Origin of the sequence: Nocardia sp. NPDC057668, from assembly GCF_042799795.1 — a bacterium.
GTDB lineage: Bacteria > Actinomycetota > Actinomycetes > Mycobacteriales > Mycobacteriaceae > Nocardia.
Genome location: NZ_JBHVIC010000002.1, coordinates 172894 through 192721 on the forward strand (window position 1 = coordinate 172894; position 19828 = coordinate 192721).

Sequence of the window (19828 nt, forward strand, 5' to 3'; positions counted from 1 at the left end):
AACTCAATTCCTTCGCTTGTCCGCGGCAGCGGATTCGATCGGGCGCGGCGGCGCCGGCGCGCCGATCGACCCTGGTTTTCGTCGCAGCTCTCCCACCAGGAGGTACACCACCCAGATGAGCACCGCTGCCTGCAGAAACTTGCCCAGCGTCTCGGCGGTGCCGAGCACGCCGCGTTCGAAGATGACCGGAAACTCGATCAGCGCGGTCCCGAAGATCACCGGAATCAGCAAGCGCGAGTACAGCGTTCGCTCCCAGGCGAGCAGCAGCAGGAATGTGCACAGCATCCCGATCACGATGCCGGCGTAGCCGCCGAGCACGTAGCCCTCGTTGACGTTGCCCTCGGCCAGCGACACCGACACCTGGCTCATATCGACCGAGGTGCCGCGCACGTGGTTGGCCCACTCGGTTCCGGACTGCGCCTTCTCCGCGCCGAGCAATTGGGTGGGGACCATGCTCACGAGCACATGGTTCACAACCTGATCGAAGCTGAGCCACGAGTTCGGACCGGTGTAGTAGACGTCCGTGGCGGCCTCGAGCAGATCGAAACGGCGCAGCAGGCTGAGGAAGGGCTGCACGGCCGGCGGGTAGCCCGAATCGGTCAGCGCCGCTTCCGCTTTCGAGTAGTCGGTGGCCTTGAGCGACTGCAGCCAGCCGAACGCGCCGATACCCGCGACCGACACCGCCGCGATCGAGACCAGTTTCGTCCGCGTCCACCCTTCCAGCCCGAACCGCACCGCGATCGCGAGCGCCGCCCCGAGCACCGGGGTCTTGGACTGGATCGCGGTGGTCCACCACAGCTCCCCGAGCAGCAGCACCCCGACCACCAGCAGGGTGGTCCGGTTGCTCTCCGATCGCATGAACACGATCAGGCCCAGCGCGCCGACGGTCGCCATGGTCGTGAGCAAACTCAATACGGGACTGGCGCTCTCGACCTCGCCCGCTCTACCGGCCGCGCCGGTGGCGACGCTCGCCAGCCGGGCCAGGGTGCCGAGCAGATACAGCACGCACAGCGTCGGCAGGAAGTTCGGATCCCGGGTGATCACCACCGTGCGCTCGGGCCGCGACCTGCGCCGGGCCCAGATCGCGAAGGCGACGACGAACCCCGCGTACACCCACATCCCGAACACCACGGGGCGCAGCACCAGCGCGAGTCCGATGTCGTAGCCGATGCGCGCCAGTCGCGGATCGGCCACGTTGTCGCCGAAGCTGGGCTCGGGCCGGACCACCAGCAGCACCAGCGGCCGGGCCACGTACGACATCGTCCAGTACACCGCCTGCGCCACCAGCAGCACCTGGGCAACGCCGCCCACCCGCCCGGCCGCCACGACGATGGTGAGCAGCGCCAGCGCGATGAGCGCGATCGTGACACTCGCGCTCAGCACGAGATCTCCTGTCCCGCGGTGCTATCCGATCGCATCGATGATCTCCCGCGCCCGGTCGGCGTACCGATGCCCGCCCTTGGTGATGGTCCGATAGCCGGCCTCGGCCACGCGCGCCGCGGGACCGGGGTTGGCCGCGCACCACTCCAGGATCTCGTCGAGCTCATCGCGATCGGAGAACAGGAACGCCTCGGTGCGATCGGCGAGGAGTTCGGAGTGCTCGGCGGTGCGCTCGCCGACGAAAAGCCCACCTGCCGCAGGGACTTCGAAGGTACGGCAGGTGTGCGTATCGCGATTGTCGGAGTTCAGGAAGACCAGGTTGGCGGTGATGGAGGCGACCGCGATGGAGAACTGCTCGCCGTAGACCGGACCCGACAGCTTGGCCCGCGTGCTGCGCAACTGCCGAACCTGTTGCCAGCCGGGTCCGCTCACCATCATCTGCGCGCCGTACGTCCGGGCCAGGGAGACCACGCTGTCGCGCCGGTCCGGGCGGCACGCCCCGATGAACCCGGTCAGGAACTGGCGCGACCCGCGGCGCGCGCACCGATGGTGCCACGCGGGATCGTAGGCGCTGCGCACGAACAGGGTCTCGCGCGCCCCACGGGCGAGCAGCTCCGGCATGTTGTGCCGTTTGGTGGTGACGATCAGATCCCACTGCGACTCGAGCGCAAGGTATTCCGGGGTGATATTGACCGGGTTGGACACGTCGTCCGGGCTGTAGTGCACGTGCAACCGAGCGGGCGTCGCCAGCAGCCGGCTCTGATCGAGATGCACCCCCTTGAACACGAACACCATGTCGGGATGCAGTTCGGCGGCCGCGCGCTCGATGCGAGCGTGCACCTGGTCGACCACCTGCGGCGCGCGCCGGTCGGCCACCTTGGAGTAGAGCCAGGACGGCGACAACCGCGGCGGCAGCGTCACGGGGGTGGAGTCGACGACCAGAACCTCGTGCCCCGCATGCCGAAAGCCCTCGGCGAGCGAGCGCGCGTTGCTGCCGAGCCAGTCGTCTCCTACGAACAGAATCCTCATCGTCTTTCCTTCCGAACCACCGGCAGCAAGGTTGTGACCTGGGTGGCGTTCGCCAGATCGCGCACGAACAGCCAGCGCATCCGCACGATGTACCAGCACGCGACGGCGAATTCGGCGAGGACGATTCCCCAGACCAGCGCCCACAGCGAGTGCGACCACGCCGCCACGCCCAGCGCGAGCGCGGCGACCGCGGTCCCGATGAACCCGCCGACGAGCACGCCCGCGGAGTCCTGGCGCACGGGCAGCACCGCGGTCGTGATGAACGAGGTGATGGTCGTCGCGGGCAGGATCAGCACCTCGGCCCGCAGCACGGGCACCGCCTCGGCGAACTCGTCACCGAAGATCAGATGAATGAGCAGGGGCGCGGCGGCCCAGGCCATGGCCGCCACCAGGACCGCCAGCCCCACGCAGGCCGCCAGCGTCCAGCTCGAATCGCGCCAGAACCCGCGGTGCGTGCGCCGCGCCATGCGCGGCAGCAGCGCGAAACCGATGGGGTCCAACAGCGATTGGACCGCGCGCACCAGCCGATCGGCCGCGGAGAAGAGCCCGAGCGAGGCCGCGTTGAGCACCACGCCGTACGCCGCCGCCGCGCCCTGGCCGTAGCTGGTCACCAGCAGCCGGGAGGTCAGCACCGGCCCGCCGATCCGTAGCAGCGCGCGGACCTTGCGGGGCCGCCCCGGCGGCCCGAACCGACGCCAGGTGTCGAACCAGGTCAGACCGACACTCACCACCGCGGAGGCCAGCAGGCAGAGCATGGCCATCGACGCGTTCGGAAAGTGCGGCAGCACCAGGATCAACAGCAGCAGGTAGCCCACCCGGGCCACCCCCTGGTACACGACCGACGCGCCGAATCGGCCCTGCCCGATCAGGACCCAGTCCTCGGACATGGACCAGAAGCCGCCGACGAACAGGCCCAGGAAGATCATGTGCAGGTGTTCGGGCGCTCCGGCGAGCAGGCTCCCCGCCAGCGCCACGGCCAGCACGCCCAGGATCGCGCCGCGAATGACGAGGTAGGTGCCCCGAAGCTCGTTGACGTGCATGACATTCGGGCGCGGGCCCTGCACCCGGGCGGAGATGTACGAGGTGATGCCCAGGTCCACCAGGAGCGATCCGATGAAGTACGCGGCCATGCCGACCGCGAGCGTGCCGAGTCCCTCCGCACCGAGCACCCGCGCGATCAACGGCAGCGTCGCCACCGTGACCAGGTACTGGCCGTACTTGCCGATGCTGACCAGGCCGATATCGCGCAGGACGCCGAAGATCTCGCGCCCGGAACCCGCCTCCGCGACGGCGGGGGCCGCCTTGCGATGGCGGCCCTGGTATCCGCGAGCCCGCTGCCCCCGGTTCGCCGGCTCGTTCACGAGACCGCGCTCCGCCGTGCCGATCCCGCGGTCACCGCGGTCAACACCTCGGCGACCGCGGCCGCCGTCGCGTCGATCCCGAACTCCCGGGCGCGAAGTCGCGCCGAACCGGCGAGCCGGGTGCGCAGCTCGGGATCGGCGATCAGCTGATCCAGGATCCGCGCGAGCGCGGCGGCGTCGCCGCCGTCGACCAGAAATCCGTCGACACCCGGCCGGATGATCTCCAGCGGCCCACCGGCACGCGCGGCGATCACCGCACAACCCGCCTGCATGCCCTCGACCACGACCTGCCCGAACGGCTCGGCCAGCACCGAGCAGTGCACCAGGATGTCCGCCGCGCGCATGTACGCCGTCGGATCCTCGACGTGGCCGACGAATTCCACCGGCAGCGCGAGCTCATCGGACAGGGCCACCAACTCGTCCCGGTAGGACTCCTCCCCGAAAAACGTTCCGCCCACGATGTATACCGCGCGCGGCCGGTGCCGGGCGGCCGCGAGTGCGCGCAGCAGCACGTCCTGGCCCTTCCAAGGGCACAGCCTCCCGACGACCGCGACCACCGTGTCCCGTGGCGCGCGTTGCGGTGCGCGGTCGTCCGGCGCGGCGACCGGTTCGACGCCCGGATAGGCCACGACGGCGGCCCGGCGCCAGGTGAACAGCGAGCCCAGTGTCGCTCGGCTGTTGGCGATTACGCCCCGCGCGAGCAACCAGCCCAGCACCCGGACCACCACCGCGAGCACCCGCCCGAAGTATTCGCGCGACACCAGGTCGTGCACCTGCCACACCAGCGGGATCCGGGCGCGGCGGGCGGCGACCGCGCCCATCAGCAGCGCCTTGGTGCTCTCCGCGACCAGGACGTCGGCCCGGCGCTCGCGCAGGACGCCCCCGAGGGTCCAGCCGAGTTTCAGCAGTGCCACGCCACCGGCGAGCAGACCGCCCGCCCCGCTGTCGGCGATGGTCATCGAGCGACTGTCGAAGGCGTTGCGCTGCACCGTGACCGGGATGCCGCGGGCGCGCACGCGCTCGACCATCGGCCCGTCCTCGGTCACCAGCAGTTCGACCTCGAACGGGGCGCCGGGGCGATCTCGCAGGGCCGACAGCAGGCGCAGCGTCGCGAGTTCGGCGCCCGAGGGCGCCGCGGTGTGCGCGAGGAATACCGCCCGGGTCATCGCGCCAGCTCCGCGTAGAGCGCGAGATGCCGCGTCGCCGCCGCGTCCCAGGAGAACGTCTCGGCGTGCGCTCGGCACCGCTCGGGCGCGGGCACCGCGCCGTCGAGCGCGGCCACGATGCGCGCGGCCAGCGGTTCCACCTCGCCCGCGGGGACGATGAGGGTCGGATCGAGCCCGCGGACCGAATCCGGCAGGCCCCCACAGTCGGTCACGATCGGCGCGCGGCCCGCGGCGAGCGATTCGAGCGCGATGAGGCCGAAGCCTTCCAGTGCGACCGAGGGGACGACCGTCAGCTCCGCCCGGGCATACAGCTCGGTCAGTCGCTCGTCGGTGGTCCAGCCCTCGAACGTCACGGTTCCCGCGATGCCGGAATCCCCGGCCAGTTCGCGGAGTTCGGTTTCCGCGCTCCCGGTGCCGACGATGACCAGGCGCGCCTCGGGGCAGGCGGCGAGCACGGCGGGCCAGGCGCGCAGCAGCCTGTCGATGCCCATGCGGCGTTCGAGCCTGCGCACGCACAGCACCGTGCGAGTCGACGCTCCCGGTACGGGCGCGCTCGGCCGGAATCGATCGAGATCGACGCCCGGCGGAATTACCGAGATCCGGTCCGGGCGTACCCGGTAGTCCGCGACGAGCAGATCCCGGAACTGCTCGGACAGCACGATGAATCTATCGGCGCCGAGCCCGCGCAGCCGTTCGACGGCGAACTTCGCGCGCGCGGCGAGTTCGCCAGAACCCGCCAGCCTGCTCTCGGCGGCCCACGGTCCGTGGAAATGGATCACCAGCGGATGCCGCCCGCGCACGCCGATCGCGGGCCGGCCGTAGAGCGCGAAATGCCGGTCCAGCACGGTGCCGCGCGGCAGTCGAGCGCCGGCGGCGAACGCGGTCGCCGCCCGGTGGGCCGTGGACCCGCCGATCGGTCCCCACGAATGCCCGCCCGCCGGCGGATCGCCGAAGGCGCTCGCCGACACCGTCGCTTCCGGCCGCGGCGCCAGGGCCTGGAACAGATCGGTGAAGTACCGGTTCAATCCGCCCGGCGCGGCGTCGAACCACTCGGATCCGCTCAGGTGCACCCTGGTCCGCACGTCGCTCATCCGCGCTCCCGCAGCACGCGAGCAGCGCTCATCGCGGTCCGGATCCGCAGGCGGTTCATCGCGTCCCGCGCCAGTCGCCAATCGCCGGCCAGCACGTCCGCGGGGGCGAGATGGCGTGGGAGATCGCGGGCTATGCGGTGATGGAAGCGGAAGGTCTCGGTGAGCTTGCTGATCGTGGAGGTGCGGCTGCACAGGTTGAACGGCGAATCACGCCAGGCGGCCGCGATCTCCGAACTGCCGAAGAAGGTCCCGAACTGGCCGACGCGCGCGAAAAGGTCTACGTCCATGGGGAATACGAGATCGCCGCGAATCCCGCCGACCCGATCGAAGTGCTCACGCCGGAACATCGCGGCGGCGGTGGGGCCGAATTCGGCGGGGCCGTACCTGACGATGGTGCGCACCAGCTCGCGCGCGGTGCGGTGGCCGTGCAGGCCGGGCAGGCCGAGACCGCTCTCGAGCAGCGCGCCGGTCGAGTCGATCACCTGAAACTTGGCCGAGCTGAGCGCCACGCCCGGATCCGCCATGATCTCGAGCTGCGCCGCGAGCGAGCCGGGCAGGATGACGTCGTCGGCGCACACGACCTTGACCAGCCGCCCGGTGGAGAGCCGGATCGCCTTGTTCCAGTTGTCGCCGATGGCCAGCGTCTCGTCGTTGCGGACGATGCGCAGCCGCGGGTCGTCGAAAGCGGCTGCGATATCGGCCGTCTCGTCCGAACTCGCGTTATCCAGAACCAGCAGCTCGAAATCGACGTTCTGATCCAGCACCGAGCGCAGTGTCGTTTCCAGAGTGCGCCCGGCATTGTAGGCGGGAACACACACGGACAGGCTGACCACATTTACTCCTCGGCAGGCCACTTGAATGCGCGCCGGGAAATGCACGAACGCGAAGCGGAACTATGTCGTGGCGAACAAGAAGGCGAACTCACACGGCCCACGAACGGCCGCGAGCAGTCACTACATCGCCGGGTGAGTCGCGGACCGTTACAGAGGAACGATCTCCGGTTAATCCGAGCGAACCGGGACGACTTCCGCGCTCGGCAATTCGAGTGACCGCATCGATCCCGACAGCGGCGACCGACCTTCCGCTCACCTCGAAAGTACCGCTCACCAGCGGTGATTCAGCACGGACCATAGCGGCACGAAAACGCTGTGCATCACCCCGCGCAACCACAATATTCCTCATCAGTTGACAATCCAGCTGCGATCCATTGCGCCGAATGAATGCCCGGCCGTTCGACGGTATAGACACGCCCCAGCGCAGGGGAACTTCCCAAACCTCTTCGTGATCGATGTCACATTCGGCGTTCATCGCGAATGTCCGTGCAACGTAGTCCGATTCGCAATGTCGTGCGGTTCGGCGCCGTCGAGAATCCATCTGCCATTCAATTCGGGGTACTGCTCGGTAACCTCGGCGAGGAGATCCGGAACGGTCAGCAGCACCCGATCCGGATCGGCCGCGACGAGTTCGCCCGGCGCGATGATCGGGATATCCGTGCCCGGCATTCGCCGCCCCCATTTCGCGGGCGACGCGTCGGCCACGCCCGCGAGCAGTCCGCGATGCAGGCCCGCGCGGCAGAACAACCCGACCGCCCGCGACGCCGCGCCGTACGCGAATACCGTTCGGCCGGCGGCGAGTTCCCGCTCCAGTCCGGTGCGCAGCGCCAGCGCGTGCGCGTCGGCCGCGCGCTGGAGACCGCGTACCGCGTCGAGATCGGTCGCCGCCGCCTCGGCCGCGGCGATGCGACGCACCGACTCGCCGGGGGCGGCGGCACCGTGCACGGCGGCGAGCAGGACCGTGCCGCCGTAGAGATCGAACTCCCACGCGTGCGCCACGCTCATGCCGGCGGCGCCGAGCAGCCCGCTCAGGACCGGCAGGGTGTAGTAGCCGAAATGGCCGTGGCGCAGCGCGTTCCACTGCCCGAGCCGGACGATCGCGCGCAGCGAGTGATACTGCAGCAGCAACACCCCGTCCGGTCCCACCGCCGCCGCGCGCCGGGCGAAGGCGGCGCGCTGGTCCGGCTCGTGCATGATGCCGAAGCAGTCGATCACGAGATCCGCGCGGGACTCGGTGATCTCGAAACCGCGCCCGGTCAGCAGCGGCAGCCAGCTGCCGCCGTGCGGGCTGCCGAACTCCCGTGCCGTCGAACCGCGCAACAAACCCGAGTCGGCCACGCGCGCAACGGCATCGGCGGCCTGATCCCGCAGCGCCCGTGGTTCGACGCCACGCGGCTCGCGCGTCACCGTGTCATCCCGCGCGAGCTGCGCCAGACCGCACTCAGCGCAGCGGAGCATCGCCAGCGGATGCGCGGTTTCGGCGGGATCGACGGGGGTGCCCGCCGGCGGGAAATCGTCCGCGGCCGCCACCGTGCCGAGATCGAGCACCGGCGCGAGATCCGTTCCCGCGCAACCGCGGCAGCGTGCCGCCTCCCCCGGGCGCGACGACCTCACGGCGGCGTCACGCGACGACGCGGCGCAGCGCGTCATCGAGCAGGCCTTGCTCACGCAGCACCCGCAAGCGGGAGAGCCGCACGAAGCTGTCGAAGAAGCCGTCGGCCGTCAGCTCCCGGGCCCGGTACTCCCGGTACAGCTCCTGCGCGCCCTCCGGAACACCGATGCGCGCTTCGAATCCCAGCCCCTCGCGCGCGGCCGAGAAGTCGACGCGATAGGACCGCGGATCCGCGCCGTGCTCGCCGGTGATCACCAGTCGCGCACCGGGCACCACCTCGACCACCGCCGCGGCGATCTGCGCCACCGTCAGGTTGTTCGCCTCGGTGCCGATGTTGTACGCCCGGCAGTGAATCGCGTCGATCGGGGCGACCAGGCAGGTCGCGAAGGCGTCCGCGATGTCGACGGCGTGCACGAGCGGACGCCACGGCGTGCCGTCCGACAGCACCCGGACCTCATCGGTCAGCACGGCGTAGCCGACCAGGTTGTTGAGCACGATGTCGGCTCGCAGCCGCGGTGAGAAGCCGAAAGCCGTCGCGTTGCGCAGGAAGACCGGGGAGAAGCCGTCATCGGCCAGCGCCGCGACGTCGTCCTCGACCCGGACCTTGCTCTCGGCGTACGGCGTCAGCGGCCGCAGCGGCGCGCTCTCGCTCACCGGCGCGTCACCCGCGGCGCCGTAGACCGAACAGGTCGAGGCGTACAGGAACCGGCGTACGCCCGCCGCTTTGGCGAGCACGGCCAGCCGCACCGACGCGTGGTGATTGATGTCGTGGGTGACCTGCGGCACCAGCGCGCCCAGTGGATCGTTGGACAGCGCCGCCAGGTGGATCACCGCGTCGAATCCGGCGAGCTGCTCCGCACGGACGTCGCGAAGATCGACCCGTAGCCCGGGCGGATCCTGCGGCGCCGCACCGAGAACGCACTCCGCGAACAGACCCGAGTCCAGACCGACGACCTCGTGGCCGGCCTCGATCAACCGGGGCACCATGACCGTGCCCAGATAACCCTGGTGACCGGTGACCAGTACCCGCATCGCTACGAACCTCCGAAGGTGATGGTGGCCTTGTCCAGCACAAAGCCCTCGGCATATGGTGCGCGGCACTGGATTCCGCGCAGTCGCGCCAGACCGAGGAACGCCTCGTCGTCGAACCAGTCCCGATCCGCCTGCGACGGGTAGCACTGCGCCAGCAGGCGGGCCTTGATGCGGGCCACCTCCGGCTCGAGCGGATGCAGGACCGTCGGGCGCGGGGTGTCGGTCTCCCATTTGAGGATCTCGTACCCCAGCACGAGATGGTCGCGGAACTCGGTCGGCGTCAGCTCGGCGAGCAGCCGATGGTCCTGGTGCGCGTCCTTCCGCTGCGGCGCGAACACGAGATCCGGATTCGTGGATCGCCGAAACTCGTTCAGCGCGTTCTTGACCCGGTCCCAGCACGCCGGGGCGCGACCGTCGGGGATGTCCAGCACGGTGACTGCGAGGTCGGCGTCCGGGCAGAACGCGCGCAGCGCGGCGCGCTCCTCGGTCTCCCGCTCGGTGTCCCGGCCCGAGAGCACCAGCGCCCGGACCCGCAGCCCCGCGTGCCGCCGGGCCAGGGTCAGCAGGGTCCCGCCCATGCCGATCGCGATGTCGTCGCAGTGCGCGCCGAGCACGGCGATCTCGCTGACCGGACCGGAGTCGAGCGCGATCACGCCGAGCGCTCCCAGACCATCCAGGGCCGATTGCCGTCCCGGTACCCGGCATCGAGTTCGGCGCGCTCCTTGAAGGTGTCGGCCGGCTTCCAGAACCCCGGATGCTGATACCCGAACAACCTGCCCTGATCGGCCAATACGGCGCAGGCGTCCTCGACCAGATCGCCACCCGGCGGCAGCAGATCGAAGATCTCCTGGCTCAGCACGAAGTAGCCGCCGTTCTCCCACACGGGCAGCTGCGACACCGGCGTGATGGCCTTGACCGCACCGTCCGGGTTCAGATCCACGCAGTGGAAGGACGACTGCGGCGGGACCGCCATCAGCGCCGCCGCCGCGCCGGACTGCCGGAACTGCTCGATCATCTCGTCCAGTGGAGCGTCGGTCAGCACGTCGGAGTAGTTGGCGAGGAAGTACTCCTCACCTTCCAGATGCGGGCGCACGCGCCGAAGTCGTTCCCCGATAGCCGATTCGACGCCGGTGTCCACGAAGGTGATCGTCCAGTCGCTGATGTCGGACTGGAGCAGCTCCACCTCGCCGCCGCGCAGCACGAAGTCGTTGGACATCGTCTCGCGATAGGTCAGGAAGTAGTCCTTGATGTGTTGCGCGCCGTAGCCCAGGCACAGGATGAAGTCACGGTGCCCGAAGTGCGCGTAGTACCGCATCACGTGCCAGATGAGCGGACGCGGCCCGACCAGCTGCATCGGCTTGGGGATCGGGTCGCCCGACCCGCCGCGCATGCGCATGCCGTAGCCGCCGCAGAACAGCACAACCTTCATGACACTCTGCTCTCGATCTCGTTCGGGTGCACCACGCGCAGCGTCGGCAGCGGATAGACCAGGACGCCGCCCCACTCTCCGACGTACCGCAGTTGCTCGGTGAGTTCGGTTTCCAGGTTCCAGGGCAGCACCAGCACGACGTCGGGCCGGTCGGCCTCGATCCGGTCCGGCGCGTGGATGGGAATCCGAGTTCCCGGGGTGAATTTGCCGTGCTTGTAGGGGCTTCGGTCCACGATGTACTCGAGCAGGTCGCTGCGGATTCCGCAGTAGTTGAGCAGGGTGTTGCCCTTGCCCGGGGCGCCGTATCCGACCACCCGCTTCCCGAGAGCGCGCTGCTCGAGCAGGAAGCCGAGCAGTTCCGCCCGGACCGTCTCCGCGGCCGCGCGCATGTCCGCGTAGCCGCCGGCCGCGTGCAGTCCGGCGTCGGCCTCGGCCGCCAGCACCCGCGCGACATCGCCGGAGACCGGCCGCGCGGAATCGGCTGTGGCCCATACCCGCAGCGATCCGCCGTGGGTGCCGAGCAGCTCTACGTCCACCACCGTCAACCCCGCCTCCCGCAGCGCGCGCTGCGCCGAAGCCAGGGTGTAGTACTGGAAATGCTCGTGATAGATGGTGTCGAACTGCCCGTGCCGCACCAGGTTCAGCGCATGGTGCACCTCGATGGACACCGTGCCCGAGTCGGCCAGCAGGCCGCGCAGCGCGCGGGCGAAGCCGAGGATGTCGGGGATGTGGGCGAAGACGTTGTTGGCCACGACGAGATCGGCCGGACCGTGTTCGGCACGGACGCGTGCGGCCAGGTCCTCATCGAGGAACGCGGTGACGGTCGGCACGTTCTTGGCCAGCGCGGCCGCGCCGACATTGACCGAGGGTTCGATCCCCAGGCACCGCAGACCGCGGGCGACGGCGTGTTGCAGCAGGTAGCCGTCGTTGCTGGCGACCTCCACGACGAACGACTCCGGCCCCAGATCCAGGCGCTCGACCGCCGCCGTCACGAACTCGGCGGCGTGGCGGACCCAGCTGTCCGAGTACGAGGAGAAGTAGGCGTATTCGGTGAATGTCTCTTCCGGGGTTATCAGCGCGGGCAGTTGCAGCAGCAGGCACTCGTCGCACAATCGCAGATGCAGCGGATAGGTCACCTCGGGCAGGTCGAGATCGCCGACCGAGAGAAACTTCTCACAGGGCGGCGTCGCGCCCAGATCCAGCACGCTCGCTATTCGTTCGGAATTGCACAGTCGACAACGCATAAAGCTCCAGCCCCACCGATTCCAACAGACCGATGACAGCCGGCTGCACGATCCACATCTCATTGCTCCGCGATTACGTTACAACCAGATTCCCCGTGAGTGGGACACAGCCCCAGCGTGATTCCGCTTCCCGTCGGCTACTATCGCAGCGATACGCTCGACCGTCGGCCCGGCAAGCGGGCCGCCAGCCTTGGGGGGCACGCCGCACACCGACCCGAACATCAGTTATTCGAATTCGCTATCAGAATGCCCGATAAGGATTCTCGCCGACCGCCACAGCTCGCGGAGCCCCGACAACATGGACAACTGACCATGAGCCGCGGGCAGTTACCGCGCCGGTCGCCGGTACCGACCACCCCCCAGCACCCTCGACCACCGTCGCGCATCGAAGCGCGAAAGACCCTCTGTGTATGACAGGTACATCTCCATGGGTATAGAACTCCGTGCCCCCATCGACGCTATTGCCGCGCCGCTGAATTCGCTGCGTCCCGGCGAGCGCGATCAATGGCGAACTCGTTACTCGCGGCAATTGCTGGCGATCGACTTCTTCATGGTTTGTTTCGCTGTCGTTCTCACGCACGTAATCGATTCGGTCCGGGCAGCGGATGCGTCCATCGATTGGCGATCGCAACCGGCGGCCACCAGCACCCTGATCTCCGCGGGCATAGCGCTCGCGTGGCTGACACTGCTGAACTGGAATGGCGCCCGCTCGCCACGGGTAATCGATACCGGCAGCGGCGAATACCGGAAGTTGCTGTCCTCGGCGCTGCATCTGTTCGGCCCGCTCGCGATCGTCGCGCTGGTATTGGGTCTGGACGACGCCCGCACCTATCTGGCGATCACCCTGCCGCTGGGACTCACCGGCCTGATCCTGGGCAGGTTGATCTGGCGGCTGCGCACCGCGCGCCGGCAGACGCCGCACGCGCACCAGCGATCGGTGCTGATCGTGGGCAGCACCGAAGCCGCGCGGACCATGGCGGCGGCGTTCTCGCGCAGCCGGCCGGTCCGCTATCGCGTCGCCGGCGTCTGCACGCCGGACCGGCTCCCGGCGGCGGACTCGGCGGTCATCGAGATCGACGGGCGTTCGATACCCATCGTCGGCGATGATCGATCGGTGGTGCGCGCCGCACGCCGCGTGGGCGCGGACACCGTCGCGGTCATGGCCACCAATCATCTGGGCCCCAGCGATATTCGCCGAATGGCGTGGGATCTCGATCTGGCCGGCGTGGAATTGATCGTCGCGCCCGGCGTGATCGACATCTCCAAAACGCGTATGACGAGCCAGCTCCTCGAAGGCATGCCGATGCTCCATATCGACGGGCCGCAATACGACCGCGCGATGTCACTGCACAAAGCCGCGTTCGACACCTGTTTCGCGATCCTGGCGCTGATCCTGGTAGCTCCGCTGATGCTGGTGATCGCAGCGGCGGTCAAACTCACCAGCAAAGGCCCGATCTTCTATCTCTCGGAACGAATCGGCGTGGACGGCAAGCCGTTTCGAATGATCAAGTTCCGCAGCATGTACGCCGACGCCGACCGCCAGGCCCCGGCCCTCATCACCAGCAACGGCGGCAACCCGCTGTTCTTCAAGCTGAAGAACGATCCCCGGATCACCCCGGTCGGCCAGTTCATCCGCAAGTACAGCCTGGACGAGCTGCCCCAGTTCCTGAACGTGCTGCGCCGCGACATGAGCGTCGTCGGCCCCCGGCCCCAGGTGCGCCGGGAGGTGCGCTCCTACAACGGCGTAACCCGCCGCCGGTTGCTGGTCATGCCCGGCATCACCGGTCTGTGGCAGGTCAGCGGCCGTTCCGACCTGGCCCCGGAGGAGTCCGTCGAACTCGACCTGTTCTACGTCGAGAATTGGTCGATGCTGTTGGATATGAGCATCATCGGGAAAACGATCACGACCGTGGCGCGCGGCGACGGGGCGTACTGACCGCGGTGCGCGCACGGCTGTCGAGCGGCGGACGCCGGTATCAATATGCTGTAGCATGATCGCTCGCAGCGAAGCGAGCCGGAGAATGGGTGGGCTGACAATGGACGAGGGGGCGGCCTTCTCCGAACGACTCGAGTATCTGTTTCGCACGATGCCCAACGCACGGGGGCAGCGGTACACCGCGGACGAGATCGCGCGGCGGGCCGCCGAACGGGGGCACACCATCTCGGCGGTGTATGTGGCGCAACTACGTTCGGGCCTGAAGCAGAATCCGTCGCTGAAGCACGCCGCCGGACTGGCCGCGGCGTTCGACGTCGACATCCGGTTCTTCACCGACGACGAGACCTGGCAGCGCGGCAGGCAGGAGATCGAGTATCTGCGGCTCGCCACCGCGCCGGACATCGAGGCCCTGGCGTTCCGGGCGCTCGATCTCTCCCAGCAGTCGCTGGCGTCGTTGATCGACTACCTCAAGTTCCTGCGGGTGCAGGAGGGTTTGCCCGCCGATCCCCCGGATCTGCCCGAGGCCCGGCCGTCGAGCTAGCCGGTTCCCGCCGAATCGTGCTGTGACACAGCCGGAATGGATCCGGCTGCCGAACGGAACAGGGCGGCGGCGGCCAATTCGTACGCGGCGTGGTTGGTTTCGTCGCGCACCGCGCCGGCGACGGTCTCGTGGTCCAGCGAGTGGGCCGCGGCGAGCGCCGGTGCGTCGCGTTGCAGCAACCGCAGGCCGTCGCTGATCTCGACCAGCATCTCGGTGACATTGGTTTCGGCCCGCAGGCTCACCCGGTCCCGGAATCGAATCTGCGGGTAGCGCTTCAGCAGCCAGTCGTGCAGTGGCGCCAGCTGTTCGAGGTAGGACAGCGCGATACGGGTGCTGCGGAAGGTGCCGGACACCACCGGGCCGATCGCGCCGGCGACGAGCAGCACGCCGCCGGCGACCTGCAGGGTGCTGGTGATCCCCTGCGCCCAGGGCGGCGGCATGACGGGCCACAGCACGACCACCACGATCACCCACAACTCGTAGGCGATGTAGACCAGGGTCACGCCGGACAGCGCCGCCAACAGCCCACGCCGCCAGGAGAATTCCTGCCGGTAGGCGCGGATCGCGGCCCGTGCCAGCGGGTACATGGCGTGAATCACCATGACCGCCTGGACAACCCAGTAGATCCGCATGCGGGGACTCCCGCCGAAGTCGTAGCCGTAGCCGAGTCCGTGCGGTTGCTGCGCCGAGGTCGCGAACAACACGACCAGAACCACCGCGACGAACCCGTACACCACCAGGGTCGTCACCACCCGCCTGCGCGTCGCGGGCGGTCCGGCCGAGAGGTAGTCCAGCCAGTAGAGCGTCGACAGCGCCAGGGCCGCCAGCAGGCACAGGTGACTCAGCAGATACGCGGAGTTCACCCGCACCATCGCGAAAAGTTCTTCGGATCCGGGCAGGATCAGCACGTAGCCGAGGCAGAGCAGGCCCAGGATGACGACCGGCGCCCACTGCCCCCGCGCACCCTGCGGCGGCAGCTGCCAGATGGCCGCGAGCAGGCCGACGAAGATGAGAACACCCATCGCGGTGCTGAACTGCGTCACCGGCTAGCCGATTCTGGTGCGCGGAAAGCCCAGTGCGGTACGGATTTTGGCCTGCTCGTCGGCGCCGCTGTCGCTCCACAGAATGGTGCGCAGGGTGCGGCGGGCGAACGCCTCCGCCTCGCGTTCGCTGCCGATGTCGTACGCGGATCGGTACCGGCCCCGCGCGAAGTGCGCGATGGCTCCGGGGCCGAGCACCGAGCACACCGCCGCGCCGGTCTCGATCCGGTGGTCGATCGTGCTGTGGCCGTGCAGGATATGGCCGGCTTCGTGCAGCACGGTGTTGATCCGGGCGATGGTCGGCAGGTCGGCGTCGTACTCGATGAGATCCCCGGTGTCGGTGCGCAGCCACCGGCCCGCCACCGCCGGGGGCAGCACGGTGCTCGGGGTGATCCGGACCGGAATTCCACTGGTCTCGAACAGGATTCGGCTGAAGCCGGACAGGGTGAACGGCTGCAGCTGCGCGGTGCGGCGTTGCACCGCGGTCAGTGTCCGGTGTCGTGCTCCTCGGATCATGCCGATGGCTCGGCCACGCCTGCTAGGCCACCACTCATGTGCGCGGACAGTACCGGGTGGAAGCACACGGTGTCCACAGGTGTGCCCGTGCCGGTGGCGTGATCCCGATGGTTCCACCCCTTCGCGATCGGATGCGCGGAGCATCCCGATGAATGGGATACCTGATAGTCGATTCGGACAATTGACTGCTTCTGTGAGACGCGACACTCCGAATTCCGATTCTTCGGCATACCTGAAGTGGCATTCCGCCACGATGAAAGGCATTCCCACTTATGCGAATCCGTTCTCTTCGACTTTCCGTAGCGGTAATGGCGGTCGCGGCCGCGACCGCCGCCACCGGTGTAGCCGCCGCCGATATCGGCACCGGCAGCGGTTCGGGCAGCGGCGCCTCCAACGAAATGGTGATCACCCTGGTGCGCCACACCGAGTCCGCGGGCAACGCCTCCGGCCTGATCGACACCAAGGTGCCCGGTCCCGACCTGACCGCACGCGGCCGGTCGCAGGCGGACAAGCTGGCCGTCGAGCTTGCCGGCAAGGACTACGACTGCGCCTACACCTCGAACATGGTGCGCACCGCGCAGACCGCGGCCCCCACCCTCACCAAGCAGGATCTGAAGGCCAAGGTTCAGCCCGGCTTCCGCGAGATCGAGGCCGGCGACTACGAGGGCACCCCCGAGGCGAACTCGCTCGGCGGGTACCTCCAGGCGCCGATCAAGTGGCTCTCCGGCGACGTGAACGCGCGAATCCCCGGCTCGATCGACGGCAACGAGTTCGACGGCCGCGTCGATCAGGCCCTGCTCGACGTGCAGCGCAACAACTGCAAGAACCCGGTGATCTTCTCGCACGGCGGCACCATCATGTTCTGGTCGATGATGAACGCCGACAACGCCGACAAGGGCAAGCTGGGCACCGACCCGATCCGCAACGGCGGCCGCGTGGTCCTCAAGGGCACCCCCCAGACCGGCTGGACGATCGTCGAGTGGGTCGGCCACCCCGACCTCGGCTGATTTTCCTCCGCGTCCCGTCCGCCGATAGGTGAGGGACCGCATCCGATGTGATGCGACAGCGGAACGCTGCGAACGATATGAAGAACGGCCCCGGTCCGCTGGATCGGGGCCGTTCTGGTCGCCGGCACAGAACTCCGCTACTCCGCCACCGTGCCGATGACCGCGATGGGTGCAGCTCCAGAGCATTGCAATTCTCATCCGGCGCAACATGTTACGCACTCGTATACTCCCGAATCGCAGCGCCGCAACGTGTCTCACGCCGAAGCTCGGCGCCGATTCGATGGCGCCGCCAGGGAGGAACAACGCATATGAAGTCGCTTGCGAGGTTGGCGGTCGGCAGACCCAGAATTGTGGTCGCGGTGGCGCTCGTACTGCTGGTGCTGGCGGGAGTGGGCGGGGGTTCGCTGCAACAGCGGCTCTCCGGCGGCGGATTCTGGAACGCGGATGCCGAATCGGCACGGGCAGCACAGATCCTGTCCGACAAGTACACCACCGGAACACCCAATGTCGTAGTGCTGGTGGACGTTCCAGGGTCGGGTGACACCGTCGACACGGCGGCGGTCGCTGCGACCGGATCCAAGCTCACCAGGGAACTGGCGGCTGTACCCGGGGTGCGCTCGGTGAATTCCTACTGGTCGACCGGGTCCCTGGACTTCCTGCGCAACGCCGATCGCACCCGTGCGCTGGTCGCGGTGGATGTCCCGGGAGACGAACTCGCGGTCGACGAGGTGGTGGGCCGGCTGCTCGACACCTATCGAGATCACGACTACGACGGGCTACGGCTGCGTTTCGGGGGCAGCGCCGTCAGCTATCACGACGTCACCGCCCAGCTCACCGCCGACCTGAAGGTAAGCGAGGGAATCTCGATTCCGATCCTGCTGGTGTTGCTCGTCCTCATCTTCGGCAGTCTGGTCGCGGCCGGACTGCCACTGGCGCTGGGTATGGTGTCCATTGTCGGCACCTTCGGAATCCTGCGGGTGCTCACCGAGTTCACCCAGGTCTCCAGCTACGCGCTGAACCTCACGACGGTGCTGGGCCTGGGTTTGGGAATCGACTACAGCCTGTTTCTCGTCAGCCGCTTCCGCGAGGAACGCCGGGCCGGTCGCGAGGTCGCGGACGCGGTGACGGCGACCGTCACCACCGCCGGCCGCACCGTGCTGTTCTCGGCGGGCACGATCGTCGTCGCCATGCTGGCGATGCTGTTGTTCCCCATGCCGTTCCTGCGCTCGCTCGGCGCCGCCTGCCTGTCGGTGGCCCTGCTGGCCGCGCTCGCCACCGTGACGCTGTTGCCGGCGTTGCTCATGCTGTTCGGCCACCGGATCGACGCGCTGGATCTGCGCCGGGGTGTGCGGCGGTTGCTCGGGCGCCCCGAAAGGGAGCCGCGCCGGCCCGAGGATGGATTCTGGTATCGCAGCGCCCGCCGAGTCACCCGCCGCCCCTTGATATTCGGTGGCGCGGCGCTACTGCTGGTGCTCGTACTCGGCGCGCCGTTCGCCGGGCTCCAACTGGGCCTGACGGACGATCGGGCACTGCCGAGCACCGTGGAGAGCCGCCAGGTCGGAGACGTACTGCGCGCCGAGTTCCCGGCCACCACGGCCGGGCAGTTCGATGTCGTGGTCGACGGCCCGATCTCCGCCGCGGATCTCACCGCACTTACCGCTCGGTTGCAACTCCTGCCGCATGTCGGCCTGGTCCGCACCCAACCCGGCCCCGACGGCGCGCACCTGACGGTGCTGCCCGAGGTCGATCCGTACTCGAAGGACGCGGACGCGCTGCTGGCCGGCATCCGCGGCATCGACTCGCCCGCGCCATTGCTCGTCGGGGGCGCCACCGCCCAGAACGCCGACACCAAATCCGGTTTGGCGCAGCGACTGCCGCTGGTGGTGGCACTCATCGTGCTGGCGATGATCGTGGTGCTCTTCGCCTTCACCGGGAGCGTTGTGCTGCCGTTGAAGGCGGTGCTGCTCAATACGCTGAGCCTGTCGGCCACCTTCGGTGCGATGGTCTACGTGTTCCAGGACGGGCACCTGAAGTGGCTCGTAGGCGACTTCACCGAGACCGGTTACCTGGCCGCCCCGGTGCCGGTGCTGGTGTTCTGCCTCGCGTTCGGACTGTCGATGGACTACGAGGTCTTTCTGCTCTCCCGCATCGCCGAGGAATACCGGGCACGCGGTGTCACCTCCGACGCCGTCGCCTACGGACTCGAACGCACCGGCCGCATCGTCACCGCGGCGGCCGCACTGATGACGATCGTCACCGCGGCACTCATCTTTTCGGAGGTCTCCTTCATGAAACTGATGGGTGTCGGCCTGACCTTGGCGGTGCTGATGGATGCCACCCTGATCCGGGGCATCCTGGTACCGGCTCTGATGCGGCTGATGGGCTCGGCCAACTGGTGGGCGCCGGAATTCCTGCGCCGCGCGCATCGCCGGATCGCCATCGTCGAACAGGACGCGCCCGCGCGAGTGTGAGTCATATCGCGCCGGACCCGACACTCCGAATCCGGGTCCGGCACAGCACTGTACCGACATTCCGTTGCGACCGTGCTGATTTCACGCAATCGTCATGGCGATATGGCTCATCATTCACCGGCCTGTCCACCCGACGCACC

The 19828-nt window shown here is 68.5% G+C and carries 17 protein-coding genes; 4 read left to right on the forward strand and 13 right to left on the reverse strand.

Annotated elements, in window-relative coordinates; all coding sequences use genetic code 11:
• Positions 1-3: 3 nt before the first annotated feature.
• The 11 genes from ACFVBH_RS13740 to ACFVBH_RS13790 all read right to left on the reverse strand — a co-directional run bounded on the left by ACFVBH_RS13740 (position 4) and on the right by ACFVBH_RS13790 (position 12177).
• A complete protein-coding gene (locus ACFVBH_RS13740; protein WP_354987469.1) occupies positions 4-1383 on the reverse strand; it encodes a hypothetical protein in 1380 nt (459 codons plus the stop codon).
• 21 nt (positions 1384-1404) lie between these two features.
• A complete protein-coding gene (locus tag ACFVBH_RS13745) occupies positions 1405-2409 on the reverse strand; it encodes a glycosyltransferase (protein WP_354987470.1) in 1005 nt (334 codons plus the stop codon).
• Complete coding sequence (locus ACFVBH_RS13750; protein WP_379002761.1) at positions 2406-3671, reverse strand: oligosaccharide flippase family protein; 1266 nt, start codon at positions 3669-3671, stop codon at positions 2406-2408. Before ACFVBH_RS13750 ends, ACFVBH_RS13745 begins: the two co-directional genes overlap by 4 nt.
• 95 nt (positions 3672-3766) lie before the next feature.
• Positions 3767-4936 carry a glycosyltransferase family 4 protein gene (locus ACFVBH_RS13755; RefSeq protein ID WP_379001950.1) on the reverse strand — a complete coding sequence of 390 codons (1170 nt, stop codon included), beginning with the start codon at positions 4934-4936 and terminating at the stop codon, positions 3767-3769.
• Positions 4933-6000, reverse strand: a complete 1068-nt coding sequence (locus tag ACFVBH_RS13760; RefSeq protein ID WP_379002764.1) for a glycosyltransferase family 4 protein — start codon at positions 5998-6000, stop codon at positions 4933-4935. The genes ACFVBH_RS13755 and ACFVBH_RS13760 overlap by 4 nt, the downstream gene beginning before the upstream one ends.
• 23 nt (positions 6001-6023) lie before the next feature.
• Complete coding sequence (locus ACFVBH_RS13765) at positions 6024-6860, reverse strand: glycosyltransferase (protein ID WP_379001952.1); 837 nt, start codon at positions 6858-6860, stop codon at positions 6024-6026.
• Between the two features lie 471 nt (positions 6861-7331).
• Positions 7332-8510: a class I SAM-dependent methyltransferase gene (locus ACFVBH_RS13770; RefSeq protein ID WP_379001954.1), complete on the reverse strand. Its 1179-nt coding sequence runs from the start codon at positions 8508-8510 to the stop codon at positions 7332-7334.
• On the reverse strand, positions 8482-9504 hold the full coding sequence (locus ACFVBH_RS13775; protein WP_354987474.1) for an SDR family oxidoreductase: 1023 nt from the start codon (positions 9502-9504) through the stop codon (positions 8482-8484). Before ACFVBH_RS13775 ends, ACFVBH_RS13770 begins: the two co-directional genes overlap by 29 nt.
• 2 nt (positions 9505-9506) lie before the next feature.
• Positions 9507-10157, reverse strand: coding sequence for a PIG-L family deacetylase (locus ACFVBH_RS13780; protein ID WP_354987475.1), 651 nt, complete (start codon positions 10155-10157; stop codon positions 9507-9509).
• The gene (locus tag ACFVBH_RS13785; RefSeq protein WP_354987476.1) at positions 10154-10933 is read right to left on the reverse strand and encodes a glucose-1-phosphate cytidylyltransferase; all 780 of its coding nucleotides are present in this window, start codon (positions 10931-10933) and stop codon (positions 10154-10156) included. The genes ACFVBH_RS13780 and ACFVBH_RS13785 overlap by 4 nt, the downstream gene beginning before the upstream one ends.
• On the reverse strand, positions 10930-12177 hold the full coding sequence (locus tag ACFVBH_RS13790; protein ID WP_379001957.1) for a class I SAM-dependent methyltransferase: 1248 nt from the start codon (positions 12175-12177) through the stop codon (positions 10930-10932). Before ACFVBH_RS13790 ends, ACFVBH_RS13785 begins: the two co-directional genes overlap by 4 nt.
• A 427-nt stretch (positions 12178-12604) precedes the next feature.
• On the opposite strand from ACFVBH_RS13790, the gene ACFVBH_RS13795 reads away from it, so the two are divergent.
• Positions 12605-14113 carry a sugar transferase gene (locus tag ACFVBH_RS13795; protein WP_379001959.1) on the forward strand — a complete coding sequence of 503 codons (1509 nt, stop codon included), beginning with the start codon at positions 12605-12607 and terminating at the stop codon, positions 14111-14113.
• 85 nt (positions 14114-14198) lie between these two features.
• Complete coding sequence (locus ACFVBH_RS13800; protein ID WP_354987479.1) at positions 14199-14654, forward strand: XRE family transcriptional regulator; 456 nt, start codon at positions 14199-14201, stop codon at positions 14652-14654.
• On the opposite strand, the gene ACFVBH_RS13805 is transcribed toward ACFVBH_RS13800, so the two are convergent.
• Both ACFVBH_RS13805 and ACFVBH_RS13810 read right to left on the reverse strand, forming a co-directional pair.
• Positions 14651-15697 carry a DUF6545 domain-containing protein gene (locus ACFVBH_RS13805; RefSeq protein ID WP_379001961.1) on the reverse strand — a complete coding sequence of 349 codons (1047 nt, stop codon included), beginning with the start codon at positions 15695-15697 and terminating at the stop codon, positions 14651-14653. The genes ACFVBH_RS13800 and ACFVBH_RS13805 overlap by 4 nt on opposite strands.
• A 3-nt stretch (positions 15698-15700) precedes the next feature.
• On the reverse strand, positions 15701-16174 hold the full coding sequence (locus tag ACFVBH_RS13810; protein WP_354987481.1) for a hypothetical protein: 474 nt from the start codon (positions 16172-16174) through the stop codon (positions 15701-15703).
• Between the two features lie 344 nt (positions 16175-16518).
• Here ACFVBH_RS13810 and ACFVBH_RS13815 point away from each other — a divergent pair, with 344 nt between their 5' ends.
• Positions 16519-17217 carry a histidine phosphatase family protein gene (locus ACFVBH_RS13815; RefSeq protein WP_354987482.1) on the forward strand — a complete coding sequence of 233 codons (699 nt, stop codon included), beginning with the start codon at positions 16519-16521 and terminating at the stop codon, positions 17215-17217.
• Between the two features lie 308 nt (positions 17218-17525).
• The gene (locus tag ACFVBH_RS13820; protein ID WP_379001964.1) at positions 17526-19688 is read left to right on the forward strand and encodes an MMPL family transporter; all 2163 of its coding nucleotides are present in this window, start codon (positions 17526-17528) and stop codon (positions 19686-19688) included.
• Positions 19689-19828: the final 140 nt, after the last annotated feature.

Bases quoted from the DNA above. Each gene is read 5' to 3' on its own strand.
- ACFVBH_RS13755 (WP_379001950.1), bottom strand. From the start codon at position 4,936: ATGACCCGGGCGGTATTCCTCGCGCACACCGCGGCGCCCTCGGGCGCC.
- ACFVBH_RS13800 (WP_354987479.1), top strand. From the start codon at position 14,199: ATGGGTGGGCTGACAATGGACGAGGGGGCGGCCTTCTCCGAACGACTC.
- ACFVBH_RS13745 (WP_354987470.1), bottom strand. From the start codon at position 2,409: ATGAGGATTCTGTTCGTAGGAGACGACTGGCTCGGCAGCAACGCGCGC.
- ACFVBH_RS13820 (WP_379001964.1), top strand. From the start codon at position 17,526: ATGAAGTCGCTTGCGAGGTTGGCGGTCGGCAGACCCAGAATTGTGGTC.
- ACFVBH_RS13770 (WP_379001954.1), bottom strand. From the start codon at position 8,510: ATGACGCGCTGCGCCGCGTCGTCGCGTGACGCCGCCGTGAGGTCGTCG.
- ACFVBH_RS13790 (WP_379001957.1), bottom strand. From the start codon at position 12,177: ATGCGTTGTCGACTGTGCAATTCCGAACGAATAGCGAGCGTGCTGGAT.
- ACFVBH_RS13815 (WP_354987482.1), top strand. From the start codon at position 16,519: ATGGCGGTCGCGGCCGCGACCGCCGCCACCGGTGTAGCCGCCGCCGAT.
- ACFVBH_RS13785 (WP_354987476.1), bottom strand. From the start codon at position 10,933: ATGAAGGTTGTGCTGTTCTGCGGCGGCTACGGCATGCGCATGCGCGGC.
- ACFVBH_RS13775 (WP_354987474.1), bottom strand. From the start codon at position 9,504: ATGCGGGTACTGGTCACCGGTCACCAGGGTTATCTGGGCACGGTCATG.
- ACFVBH_RS13795 (WP_379001959.1), top strand. From the start codon at position 12,605: ATGGGTATAGAACTCCGTGCCCCCATCGACGCTATTGCCGCGCCGCTG.